The organism is Janthinobacterium sp. LM6, from assembly GCF_002002885.1.
In the GTDB taxonomy this organism is placed as follows: Bacteria; Pseudomonadota; Gammaproteobacteria; order Burkholderiales; family Burkholderiaceae_D; genus Janthinobacterium; species Janthinobacterium kumbetense.
This window is the reverse complement of sequence record NZ_CP019510.1, coordinates 5398386-5411083: the sequence shown is the minus strand read 5'-3', so window position 1 is coordinate 5411083 and position 12698 is coordinate 5398386. Positions and strand designations below refer to the sequence as shown.

At 66.5% G+C, this 12698-nt stretch carries 8 protein-coding genes; 4 read left to right on the top strand and 4 right to left on the bottom strand.

Translation table 11 applies throughout. From position 1 onward, the window contains the following. Window positions 1-67 precede the first annotated feature (67 nt). The 3 genes from BZG29_RS23755 (at window position 68) to BZG29_RS23745 (ending at window position 4301) form a co-directional block, all read left to right on the top strand. The gene (locus tag BZG29_RS23755; protein ID WP_077408099.1) at window positions 68-958 is read left to right on the top strand and encodes an AraC family transcriptional regulator; all 891 of its coding nucleotides are present in this window, start codon (window positions 68-70) and stop codon (window positions 956-958) included. A gap of 17 nt (window positions 959-975) precedes the next feature. Beyond that, window positions 976-2448, top strand: a complete 1473-nt coding sequence (gene xylB, locus BZG29_RS23750; protein WP_077408097.1) for a xylulokinase — start codon at window positions 976-978, stop codon at window positions 2446-2448. Window positions 2449-2675: 227 nt separating this feature from the next. After that, complete coding sequence (locus tag BZG29_RS23745; RefSeq protein WP_077408096.1) at window positions 2676-4301, top strand: methyl-accepting chemotaxis protein; 1626 nt, start codon at window positions 2676-2678, stop codon at window positions 4299-4301. On the opposite strand, the gene BZG29_RS23740 is transcribed toward BZG29_RS23745, so the two are convergent. After that, window positions 4298-6463: a TonB-dependent siderophore receptor gene (locus BZG29_RS23740; RefSeq protein ID WP_077408094.1), complete on the bottom strand. Its 2166-nt coding sequence runs from the start codon at window positions 6461-6463 to the stop codon at window positions 4298-4300. The genes BZG29_RS23745 and BZG29_RS23740 overlap by 4 nt on opposite strands. 406 nt (window positions 6464-6869) lie before the next feature. On the opposite strand from BZG29_RS23740, the gene BZG29_RS23735 reads away from it, so the two are divergent. After that, the gene (locus BZG29_RS23735) at window positions 6870-8684 is read left to right on the top strand and encodes an EAL domain-containing protein (RefSeq protein ID WP_077408092.1); all 1815 of its coding nucleotides are present in this window, start codon (window positions 6870-6872) and stop codon (window positions 8682-8684) included. Here BZG29_RS23735 and BZG29_RS23730 read toward each other — a convergent pair. The 3 genes from BZG29_RS23730 to BZG29_RS23720 form a co-directional block, all read right to left on the bottom strand. After that, window positions 8675-11125, bottom strand: a complete 2451-nt coding sequence (locus BZG29_RS23730; RefSeq protein ID WP_077408090.1) for a TonB-dependent receptor — start codon at window positions 11123-11125, stop codon at window positions 8675-8677. The genes BZG29_RS23735 and BZG29_RS23730 overlap by 10 nt on opposite strands. 77 nt (window positions 11126-11202) lie before the next feature. Further along, complete coding sequence (locus tag BZG29_RS23725; RefSeq protein ID WP_150131037.1) at window positions 11203-12156, bottom strand: FecR domain-containing protein; 954 nt, start codon at window positions 12154-12156, stop codon at window positions 11203-11205. Continuing rightward, window positions 12153-12695 carry a sigma-70 family RNA polymerase sigma factor gene (locus BZG29_RS23720; RefSeq protein WP_077408086.1) on the bottom strand — a complete coding sequence of 181 codons (543 nt, stop codon included), beginning with the start codon at window positions 12693-12695 and terminating at the stop codon, window positions 12153-12155. Before BZG29_RS23720 ends, BZG29_RS23725 begins: the two co-directional genes overlap by 4 nt. Between the last annotated feature and the right edge of the window lie 3 nt (window positions 12696-12698).

Below are 12698 nucleotides of genomic sequence, written 5' to 3'. Positions count from 1 at the left end.
GCCGTGGCGCTCAGTGGTCAGTAAGTGGTTAGAATAGCTGGCACCGAGACCGTGCAAGGGAACTGCCGTGACGCCTGACCTGGAACTGATCCACAAACCGATCCACGAATCGTTTCGCGCGTGGGCGCACGGCTTTCCGCATACCGTGGCGAAGTGGCATTTTCATCCCGAGTATGAGCTGCACTTCATCATTACATCGAGCGGCAAATTTTTTATCGGCGACCATATCGGCAGTTACGGCGCGGGCAACCTGATCCTGACGGGGCCGAACCTGCCGCATAACTGGGTCAGCGAACTGCCGGAAGGCGTGGTCCTGCCCGAGCGCGACCTGGTGCTGCAGTTTTCCAGCGACTTCATCGAACGCTGCGCGCTGCTGTTCCCGGAAATGGCGCCCCTGAAAGCCCTGCTGGGCGAGGCAGGCAGGGGGCTGCAATTTCCCGATGCGCTGGGCCTGCGCCTGGTGCCGCTGATGAAGGAATTGACGACGGCGCAGGGCTTGCGCCGCGTCGAACTGTTTACGCGCCTGTTCGGCGAGCTGTGCGACTGCCGCGAGCGGCGCCCGCTGGCCAGCGTCACTTACCTGGCGCAGGCGGGCCGCTACATGTCGTCGACCATCAACCTGGTGCTGGCCTACATCAAGCAGAACATCACGCTCGATTTTTGCGAGCAGGACGTGGCCGACGTGGCGGAAATGAACACCTTGAAATTCACGCGTTTCTTCCGCAAGCATACGGGCACCTCGTTCATTCAATACGTGAACCAGGAGCGCATCGCGCTGGCCTGCGAGCTGCTGATGAATACGGACATGAAGGTCACCGATATCTGCTATCGCACGGGCTTCAACAACCTTTCCAATTTCAACCGCCAGTTTTTGGCCCACAAGCAGATGTCGCCGTCGAAATTCCGCTCCTGCCTGCTTATGAACATGCCCGAGCCGTCAGGCGACGGCCATTCTTAACTTTCTTTTGGAATCAAATGACTTATCTCGGTATCGATATCGGCACTTCCGAAGTCAAGGCCATCCTCACCGATGACGCCCAGGCCATCCTTGCCAGCGCCGGCGTGACGCTGCGCGTGTCGAGTCCCCATCCCGGCTGGTCGGAACAGAATCCCGAGGATTGGTGGCACGCCACCCTGGACGTCATCGCCGCCATCCGCGCCGCGCAGCCGGTGGCGTTTTCCGGCTTGCGCGGCATCGCCCTGTCGGGCCAGATGCATGGCGCCACCCTGCTCGACAAGCAGCAGCACGTGCTGCGCGCGGCCATCCTGTGGAACGACACGCGCGCGTTTGCCGAATGCGTGGAACTGGAAGCATTGGTGCCAGAGTCGCGCGCCATCACGGGCAACCAGGCCATGCCGGGTTTTACTGCGCCCAAGCTGCTGTGGCTGCAAAAGTACGAACCGTCGTTGTTCCGCGCCACGGCCAAGGTCCTGCTGCCGAAAGATTACGTGGCCCTGCGCCTGACGGGCGAGTATGTCTCCGACATGTCCGACGCTTCCGGCACCCTGTGGCTGGACGTGGCCAGGCGCGACTGGTCCGAGCGCATGCTGGCCGCCACGGGTTTGTCGCGCGAGCACATGCCGCGCCTCGTCGAAGGCAGCGCCGCCGCTGCGCAGGTGCGATCCTCGCTGTGCCAGGAATGGGGCATCGCGCATGCGGTGCTGCTGGCCGGCGGCGCGGGAGACAACGCCGCCGCCGCCGTGGGCCTGGGCGTGGTGGAGCCGGGCGCCGGCCTGCTGTCGCTGGGCACGTCCGGCGTGCTGTTCGCCGGCAGCGACGGTTTTGCGCCGAACCCGGGCCAGGGCGTGCACGCGTTCTGCCATTGCCTGCCCGAGCGCTGGCATCAGATGAGCGTGATCCTCAGCGCCGCCTCCAGCCTCAGTTGGGTGGCGCGGCTGACGCAGTCGGGCGACATCGGCGAACTGGCAAGGGTGGCGGAAAACGTCGAGGCGCGCACGGCGCCCATCTTCCTGCCGTATTTGAGCGGCGAACGCACGCCGCATAACGACGCCTCCGCGCGCGGGGTGTTTTTCGGTTTGTCGACGGAACACGGGCGCGCGGAACTCGCCTACAGCGTGATGGAAGGCGTGGCCTTTGCCATGGCCGACGGCAATGCGGCCCTGCGCAGCGCCGGCACGCACCTGCAGGAAGCGTCATTCGTGGGCGGCGGTTCGCGCAGCCGCTTCTGGGCGCAGCTGTGCGCGAATGCCTCGGGCTTGAACGTGCTGCGCCACGACCACGGCGTGGCTGGCGGTACCATGGGCGCGGCGCGGCTGGCGCAGATGGCGGTGACGGGCTTGCAGCCCTCGCAGGTGTGCACGCGCCCGCCCGTGCAGGAAACGGTGGCGCCGCAAGCGTCCGCCGTGCTGGACGACCGCCTGGCGCGCTACCGGCGCCTGTATCCGCTGCTGCGCGCGGAGTTTGCGGGAGCGGCTGCGGCGTGCTGAGGTCACCGGCAGGATTGCCTGCCTGACCATCCTGTGGGCGCGGCAATATGGCCAGACAGTCAACCTTACCGTGTAATTTGTTGTTTCTATGTTGAAAGTGTTTCTCTAACGAAAGCGCTGCTTGGTTTTTCACGGGGCGCGCCGCATGATTTCCCTGTTTGGTGAGAATTGGATAGTTTTTGGCGGCGCCTTTGTTGCCATCCTGTTCTTGCCGCCGGGAGAAACACATGCAACTTGCGAATCTGAAAATCTCCGTCCGCCTGGGTCTGTTGGGCGCCTTCTTCTTTCTTGCACTGGTGTTCGTCGGTGCGCGTGGCTGGAGCGCGCTCGACGCGGCCAGTGCGCGCAGCGCGGACGCCATGCAGCGTTCCGTCGCCCTGACGGAAGCGGTCGACGCGGCGCGCAGCGCGCAGGTGGAATTCAAGATCCAGGTGCAGGAATGGAAAAACATTCTGCTGCGCGGCGGCGATGCGGCCGCCTTCCAGCGCTACCGCGAAGCGTTTGTCGCCAGCGGCGCGCAGACGCGCAAGGAATTGAAAAGCCTGCAAGCCATGATGGGGGAGCTGAAGCTCGATACGGCGCCCGTGGAGCATGCGCTGCAGGCGCACGACGCGCTGGGCGTGAGCTACCTGGCGGCGCTGCAAAAATTTGATGGCGCGCGCGCCGACAGCGCCCACACGGTCGATGCGCTGGTCAAGGGCATGGACCGCGAACCGACGCGCCAGATCGACGCCATCGTCGCCGCCATCGGCAAGCAGTCGCATGCCCTGATGGCGCAGATGAAGGAGCGGGATGCGGCCGCGCACCGCAGCGCCAGCATCGCCATGCTGGCCACCGTGCTGGTGACCCTGGTCGTGGGATCCATCACCGTGTGGTGGTTGATCCGCAGCATCACGGTGCCGCTGGGCGCGGCCGTCGGCATCGCCCAGCAGGTGGCGGCCGGCGACTTGCGCGCCGTGGTGGCCGATGGCAGCCGCGATGAAATCGGCGACCTGCTGCGGGCCTTGAAAGCGATGAGCGGCAACCTGGCCGCCATCGTGGGCCGCGTGCGCGCCGGCACGGACGCCATCGCCACGGCGTCCGCTGAAATCGCCAGCGGCAACATGGACCTGTCGTCGCGTACGGAGGAGCAAGCCAGTTCGCTGGAAGAGACGGCCGCCTCGATGATCGAGCTGACGTCCACCGTGCGGCAGAATAACGACAACGCGGACCAGGCGCGCCAGCTGGCCGGCGGCGCTTCCGACGTGGCGCAGCGCGGCGGCGAGGCCGTGGCGCAGGTGGTGCAGACCATGAGCCATATCAATGCTTCGTCGAAGCGCATCGTCGACATCATCGCAGTCATCGACGGTATTGCCTTCCAGACGAATATCCTGGCCCTGAATGCGGCCGTGGAAGCGGCGCGCGCGGGCGAGCAGGGACGCGGCTTCGCCGTCGTGGCGACGGAAGTGCGCAATCTGGCGCAACGCTCGGCCGCAGCGGCCATGGAAATCAAGCAGCTGATCGGCGAATCCGTGCGCACGGTGGAAGAGGGCAGCGTGCTGGCCGGCCAGGCGGGGCGCACGATGGACGACGTGGTGAGCAGCGTGCAGCGCGTGAACGCCATCATCGGCGAGATCGCCGTGGCCAGCGTGGAGCAGCGCGACGGCATCGAGCAGATCAGCATCGCCATCAGCCAGATGGATGGCGTGACGCAGCAGAACGCGGCCCTGGTGGAGCAGGCCGCCGCCGCCGCGGACGCGCTGCAGCAGCAGGCGGCCAGCCTGGCCGACGCCGTCAGCATCTTCAAGCTGCATGCGGCGCCGGCGCTGGCGTCGACGCCGGAACTGAAGCCGGGCCGGCTGGCGCTGGCTTAAAACGTGTACTTCGCCGTCAGCACGGCGCTGCGCGGATCGCCGTATGCATTGCCGCTGTCGATGCTGCTGATGGCCTGGTAGTAGCTGCGGTCGAAGACGTTGGTCACGCTCAGGCGCACGTCGAGCTGGCGGTTCACTTGCCAGCCCGCGTTCAGGTCGGCCACCGCGTAGCCGCCCTGGCGGATGGCGCTGTTGGTCTTGTAGATCTGGTTCTGCGCCCGTAGCGCGCCGCCGACGCGCCACGCATCGGACAGGCGATAGCTGGTGGACAGGCGCAGCAGGCGGCTGGGGCGCTCGGCCGCATAGCGCGCGCCGACGGCATTGCTGCCTTGCGCCCTGGCGTATTCGGCCGTGTTGTAGGTAAGGCCCGCGCTCACCTGCCAGCGCGGCGTCAACGCGCCGGACACGCTCAGTTCAAACCCATCGCTGCGCACTTCACCGGCCGCCTCGGAGCAAGACAGCAGGCCGGGACCGCACTGCGTCAGCGGCAGCGCTGTCGCCAGGTTCTTTTGCACGATGCGGAACACGGCCGCCGAGGCGTTCAGCGCGCCGCCGAAGTATTCGCCCTTCACGCCCGCTTCCATGTTGATGCCCGTGACGGGATCGAGCAGCACGCCATTCCTGTCGACAGCGCTTTGCGGATTGAAGATGCTGGTCCAGCTGCCGTACAGCGAGTGGTGGGCGTCGACGTCGTACACCAAGCCGGCATATGGCGTGACTTCCCGGCTCACCTTGTAGCCGGAGTACGCGCCCGTCAACGTGTTGATGGCGCGATAGTCGTACCAGTCGACACGGCCGCCCACCAGCAGGGCCAGCGGATCGGCCAGGCTGAAGCGGGCCGTCGTGTAGACGCCCGTCTGTTTCGTCTTGCTGTCCTGGCCATAATAGAACGTGCCGATCGCGGGTTTCACGGGCGCGCCCGTATTCCAGCGCACCGGGTTGAAGGTGTAGCTGTAGTCGGGGACCGACTTGTAGCCCTTGTCCTCGGTATCGCGCGTGCGGTAGTTGGCGCCGAAGACGATTTCATGGCGGCGGCCCAGCAGGCTGAAAGGGCCGGCTGCCTGCGCATCGACAATGCGCTGCTGGCGGTCGTAGACAAAGGCGTTGGCCGCGCTGAGGCGGAACAGATTCGTCTTCGGCACGCGGGCGATGCCCGTGACGACGGAGTCGAGTTCGTCCTGCAGCGCCTGCGCCGCCAGTTTGACCTTCCAGCCGTCGCCCAGCCGGTGTTCGAGTTCGGCGAACAGGCGCGTGTTTTTCTTATTCCAGAAGGTCCAGTCGGGTGCGTTGCTGGCCGAGCGGTCGAGCGGCAGGAAACTGCCATCGAGCGCCGTTGGCAAGCCGTACCACGTGGAGCCGGGATTGCGCTCGTCGTTGACGTGAAAGCCCACGCTCAGGGTCGTGTCGCGCGACAGGTCGGCATCGGCGGTGGCGTAGAGCAGGGCGCGCTTGTGGCGGTAGTTCGAGATGAACGTGTCGGTATCCTGGTAGGCGGCCACGGCGCGCCCGCGCAGGCTGCCCGCCTGGTTCAATGCGCCGCGCGCATCGACTTCGCCGCGGTAGTCGTTGTAGCGGCCGATGCTGCCCGTGAGCGACACCTCGTTCTGCGCCGTAGGGCGCTTGCGCACAAAATTCATCGTGCCCGACGGGTTGCCCACGCCATTGAGCATGCCGGCCGCGCCGCGCAGGATTTCGACCCGGTCGTACATGGCCAGGGTAGCGAAACCCAGGGTGTCGCCGTCGGCCGACATGGTCAGGCCGTCTTCCGTGAAATTGCTGATCGAGAAACCGCGCGAATAAAAGCTGGCCCGCTCGGTGGCGCCCTTGTTCAGGCTCAGACCCGGCGTGATATTGGCGATGTCCTCGACCGAGCGGATATTCATGTCGTCCATTTGCTGGCGTGTGACGACGCTGACCGATTGCGGCGTCTCGCGCACGGACAGGTTCAGGCGCGTGGCCGCGTTCATGCTGCCGCTGGTGTAGGAGCCGCTGCCTTCGGTGGTGGCGGAGGCGGCCTGCGCGTTGACGCGCACCTCGGGCAGATTCTGTTCCTGCTGCTGCGTCTGGCCATGGGCTGGTGCACCCAAGGTGCCGAGAATGGCCGCGGCCATGAGGGTCGGCGCCAATGCGGCGGCCTTTCGCTGTGCGCTGTGTATTGTCATTGACTACTCCCGGTGTCGCGGTGATGTGGTGGATGAAGCAGGCGGATGCCTGTTTCAAAATATGCGTCGCTGGGGAGTGTTGCGCCTGGCTTGCCTGGCCATGCCGCTGCGGTCCTGGCGTGGGCGCAGGGACTCAGATGAATGGAGTTGACTCCCAGGAATGAGAATCATTCTCATTTTAGTGCTACGCAGCAATTGTTGCAATAATTGGTGAGATTGTCTGTGGGAGGATTGCAACAGTGATCACGGCTCGCCGTGATTGACACCAGTCAAGCGGTGCCCGATCAGGCAAATATCGCGCCGGAATTCTTATACTATTTCCTTTCCGCATGGTTCTGCGCCGGGCCGCATGGCGCGCGTTGCAAAGGAAAAGCATGTCTTCCACCTCTTGCCTGCCGGGTGACGCATGACGACGCTGCTGCTGGCGCTGTGCCTGACCCTGGCCGTGATGCTGAGCGTGCTGCTGGCCTGCCAGTGGCAGGCGGCGCGCACGTGGCGCCTGCGCCATGCGACAGGCGTGGTGCTGCAGGCGGCGCAGGCGCAGCGCATGGCAGATGCGCTGGCGCTGCTGCACGCCTTGCCGGCGGCCGTCGTCGGCACCGACCACGCTGGCGTGGTGCGCTACCTGAATCCCCGCGCCAGCGCCATGGGCGGGCTGCTGGGCGACGATGGCCTGGGCCAGCCCGTGACGCAGCTGCTGCCGTTGTTCCATGACGGCACGCCCATCGATGCGGCGCGCCAGGTGCGCGATTGCGTGGCGCAGCAGGAAGTGCTGGAAGTGGCGCGCGGCGCCGTGCTGCTGCGCCATCTCGACGGCAAGCGCATCGATGTGCAGTACAGCTGCGCGCCGCTGGCGCAGGGCGGCGCGGTGCTGCTGCTGCACGATGTGTCGGCGCGCCGGCGCGCCGAGCAGCAGCTGGAATTCATCGCCCACCACGATGGCTTGACGGGCTTGCCGAACCGGCTGCATTTCCAGATCCGCTTCGAGCACGGCATCGCCTACGCGCGCCGCCACCAGGCGTTGCTGGCGGTGCTGTTCGTCGATATCGACCGCTTCAAATCCATCAACGACAGCCTGGGGCACGACGTGGGCGATCAGGTGCTGACGGAGTTCGCGCGCCGGGTGCAGCAGTGCGTGCGCAAGGTCGACACGGTGGCGCGCCAGGGCGGCGACGAATTCATCATCCTGCTGACGGAACTGCGCACGGCGCACGATGCCGAGCGGGTGGCCGAGAAAATCGTCGGCGCCATCGCCGCCCCCTTCGTCATCGGCGAATACAGCCTGTCGGTGGCGGCCAGCGTGGGAGTGGCCCTGTACCCGGACGACGACGACGACGTCAATGCGCTGATCGAAAAGGCCGACCTGGCCATGTATGCGGCCAAGCGCCACGCGCCCGGCACCTGCCTGCGCTACGCGCCGCGCATGCAGACGCAGTCGTATTCGCGCACCATCCTCGAGACGGCCTTGCGCCACGCGCTCGAACGCAATGAATTCGCCCTGTTCTATCAGCCGCGCATGGACTTGAAGACGCGCACGATCACGGGCGTGAAGGCGCTGCTGCGCTGGAAGCACCCGGAGCTGGGCCTGATGATGCCGCTCGACTTTTTACCGGTACTGGAGGAAATCGCCCTGATCCTGCCGGTGGGAGCGTGGGTGATGGCCACGGCGGTGGAACAGGCGCGCAGGTGGATCGCGCAGGGGCAGATGCTGACGGTGTCCGTCAGCCTGTCGGCGCGCCAGTTCTACCAGCGCGACATCGCGCGCAATTTCGCCGCCGCGCTGGAAGCGGCAGGCGTGCCGGGGCATTGCATCGAGCTGGAAATCGCCGCCGGCATCCTGATCGACCGCAACCAGAACTGCGAACTGATATTGCGCCAGTTCCGCCAGCTGGGCATGGCAATCGCCATCAGCGATTTCGGCACGGGCGACGCTTCGCTCAATTACCTGAAGCGCTTTCCCACGGATGCCGTGAAGATCGAAAAATGCTTCGTCGACGACGTGGGCAAGCCCGGCGGCGACGGCGCCATGGTGCGCGCCATCGTGGCGATGGCGCGCACGCTGGGATTGCGCACCATCGCCGGCGGGGTGGAAAGCGGCGAGCAGCTGGAACTGCTGGCCGAGATGGGCTGCGACGAGGCGTTTGGCTATTTCCTCGGCCGCGCCATGGCGCCCGAGGGCATCGAGGTGCTGCTCAAAAGCAGCGAAGCCATTCAGAACTGATAGCGCAGCGACAGCATGGCGTTGCGCGGATCGCCGTAGTAGCCGCCCATGCCCGTCGAGTAGTACTTCTTGTCGAAGACGTTGTTCACGTTCAGGGTCGCCACCAGCTGCGGCGTGACCTGGTACTGCGCCATCAGTCCCGTCACGGCATACGCCTTCTGCGTGAAGCGTTCGCCGTTCGGTCCGCGGTCATCCATGTAGATATCGCTCTGCCAGTACACGCCGCCGCCCAGCACCAGGCCAGGCAGGCCCTGCGCCAGGCGCCACGTGGTCCACAGCTTGGCCATGTTCTGCGGCTGGTTGGTCTGGATACGTTCGCCGGCGGCGTTGCGGATGCGGCTATACGCGTAGCTGGCCGTCAGTTGCCAGTCGGGGCGCAGCTGGCCTGATACTTCCGCCTCGAAGCCGCGCGTGGTGGCGCCCTTCACCGTGTGATAGGCGTAGGAACCGCCGCCCGTGCCGGTGATCCAGATGTTGCCCGGATCGGCTTCCGCCAGGTTTTCCTGCTTCAGCTGGAACAGGGCCGCGCTGGTGGTGAGCTTGCCGCCGAAGAATTCGCCCTTGGCGCCCACTTCGTAGTTCTTGCCTTCCAGCGGCGCCAGGAAGCGGCTGTTGACGTCGCGCTGACTTTGCGGCGTGAAGATGCTGGTGTAGCTGGCGTAAGCCGACCAGTGCTGGCCCAGGTCGTAGACCACGCCCGCATACGGCGTGATCTTGCCGTTTTCGCGCATGGCGTCGTACAGGTCCGTGTCGTTGAAATAATCGCTGCGGATGTCGCGCTTCCAGTACGACAGGCGCGCCCCGACAATCACCGACAGCGCGTCCGTCGGGCGCAGGCGCAGGGTCGAATACACGCCGCTTTCCCGTTCCTTGTCGTACGAGGAGCCCAGGCGCGTACCGCTGTAGTCGGGCACCGGCATGGCGCCATGCCAGGCGTGGATATCCGGCACCGTGTAGTCGTAGCCGTCGAGGCGCCAGTTCGGGTAGATGGGGCCATTCGTCTTGAGTTCCGAGGCGCTCACGCCCAGCACCAGTTCATGCTGGTGGCCGAAGGCCTGGAACGGGCCGCTCACGTACGCGTCGAGCGCGGTCTGTTGCGGCTTGCTGTGCCAGTTGGCCAGCCACAGCTTCATGCCGCCGCCCGTCACGCGGTCCGGGTAGCCGTTGCCGGAAAAGCCCTGCAGGGCGTCGTACTGGTTGCTGCTGCGGCTGACGGCCACCTTGGCGATCCAGTCGTTGTCGAAATAGTGGTCGAGCGTGGCGAACAGCATGCTCTGTTCGCGGTCATACGTGCTCCACGCGGCGGTGCCGTTCATCGAACGGGGAAAATGGGTCTGCGAGCCGTCGGCGTAGAACACGGGGAATTCGCGCCCCGCGCCCTTGAGCTTTTCCTTTTGGTAGTTGATGCCGGCGCTGAGCACCGTCGAAGGCGACAGGTCCGCTTCGACGATGGCGTACAGCACGTCCTTTTTCTGCTGGTAGCGGTCGATGAACGAGCGCTGGTCTTCATGCGCGGCGACGAGGCGCGCGCGCACCTTGCCGTCCGCCGTCAAGGGCGTCGAGACATCGCCCTCGACGCGGTAGCGGTCCCATGATCCCAGCTGCGCGCCGGCCGTGGCGGCAAACGTGCGGCCCGGGCGCTTGCGCACCAGGTTGACGGCGGCCGACGGGCTGCCCGTGCCGCTGATCAGGCCTGTCGCGCCGCGGATGATCTCGACGCGGTCGTAGATGGCCATGTCGTAGGTGCGCGCTTCCAGGCTCTTGCTGGTCGGGATGCCGTCGAACATGTACGACGTGACTTCGAAGCCGCGGGAAAACACCTGGTCGTATTCGCGCGTGCTCGACGAATGGTCCACCGTGATGCCGGGCGCCTGCAGCAGCACGTCCTGCAGGGTTTGCAAGCCCTGGTCCTCGATCTGCTGGCGCGTGATGACGCTGACGGCTTGCGGCGTTTCGCGCAGCGACAGGTTCAGGCGCGTGGCGCTGGTCAGGCCTGCGTAGCCGCGCTTGCCTTCCGTGGTGCCGTCGCGCAGGGCGCTGGAACTGACGGCCACTTCGCCCAGCGTGGCGGCGATCGGCGCGGCGGGCGAGGCAGCGCCCGACTTGCGCAGCACGTAGCTGCGTTCCCCGCTGGGCAGTGCCTCGAGGCCCGTGCCGGCCAGCAGGCGGGCCAGCGCCTGCGGCACCGTGTAGCTGCCGCTCAGGCCCGGCGTGCGCACGCCTTGCAGCAGTTCGGCCGCCGCGCCCACGCTCACCTTCGCCTCGATGGCAAAGCTGGCGATGGCGGCGGACAGCTCGCCCGCCGGCACGTTGAAGGCCGTTTGCGCGGCAACTGGCGCGGCGGCGGCATCGGCTGCCATGACCGGCGCCTGGGCCAGCGACAGCAGGAACACGGCGCTGCCGATGGCGCGCGCGAGGGGAGTCAGACGAGGAGGGTGCATGGTCTTGCCTTTCCGGTGAGTGTCGTTGTAATACTCACAGGACAGGCGGGGGTGAAAAAAGGGGCCACTTTTGTAAACTATTTTTGGCGGGCCGCGATGGTGACCCAGTACGGGGTGCGGTACAGCACGTCGACGGGCAGCATGCGCGCCAGGCTGTCCAGCACGGCGTCCGTGTCGTCGAGCTGGAAGGCGCCCGACAGGCGCAAGCCCGCCACCTGCGGTTCCACGCGCAGCAGGCCGGGGCGGTAGCGCGACAGCTCGAAGGCGAAGGCGTCGAGGCGCATGTCCTGCGCCGCCAGCATGCCGCGCGCCCACGCGTCGGCTTGCAGCGGCGCCGGCGTGGGCAGGCCGGCGTGGCTGGCGTCGAAGTGGCTTTGCTGCCCCGCCATAAGCGTGCGGACGGTGGCCGAGGGGGCGCGCGGCGTGATTTCCACCGCGTGTTCGAGCACCGTCACGCGGCTGCCGTCGTCGTCGACGCGCACGGTGAAGCGCGTGCCCAGCGCGCGGATGCGCCCATGGCAGGTGGCCACGATGAAAGGGCGGCTGCCCGCGTGGTCGGGGCGCGTCTGCACCAGCACTTCGCCGCGGCGCAGGGTCAGACGGCGTTCGTCGGGGCCATACGCCACATCGACGGCGCTGTCCGTGTTGAGCACCAGGGTACCGCCGTCGGGCAAGGATATGTCTCGCCGCTCGCCCACGCCGCTGCGGTAATCGGCCAGTATCTCGTGGCGCGCCAGCAGCCAGGCGGCGGGCGCCGCCATCAGCGCCAGCAGCAGCTGCACGGCCACGCGGCGCTGCGGACGGCGCAGCACGGGCACGGCCAGCTCCGGCGGCAGCAGACCGGCTGTCTGGCTCACTTGCTGCACCCTGTTCCAGGCGCGCGCGTGTTCCGGGTCGAGCGCGCGCCACTGCGCACTGGCGGCCAGGTCGTCCGGCGTGGCCCGGCCTGACTGCTCCAGCAAATACCATTCGACGGCCTGGCGCGCCACCTTGCGCGACAGCAGCGGAGATGGTGGCGCGGCCGCGGTCATGGCAGCAGGTCCGGCGCCAGCAGCACGCATTCGGTCAGCGCCTCGGCCATGTAGCGCTTCACGGAGCGCTCACCGATGCCCAGTTGCGCGGCGATGTCCGCATAGGCATGGCCTTCGATCTGCGCCAGGATGAAGACGGCGCGCACCTTCGGTTTCAGGCCGTCGAGCATGGCATCGACCGCTTGCAGCGCCTGCAGGATTTCCACGCGCTGCTCGGTCGATGGCAGATGCTGTTCGGGCAGGGCAGCGAGTGCTGCCAGCCACGCGCGTTCCAGCGACTGGCGGCGCAAGTGGTTGATCAGCAGGTGTTTGGCGACGGTCGCCAGGTAGGCTTTCGGCGCGCGCAGGGCCGGCGTTTGCGGCTGTGCCGGGGTGCCGGCCAGCAGGCGCGCGAAGGTATCCTGCATCAGGTCGGCCGCATCAAAAGCATTGCCCAGGCGCCGCTGCAGCCAGTGTGCCAGCCAGCCATGGTGCGCGCGGTAATGGTTTTCCAGCTGCGTGGGCAGCAGGGGAGAGGGCGCGAACGGACTGCCTGGCATGGT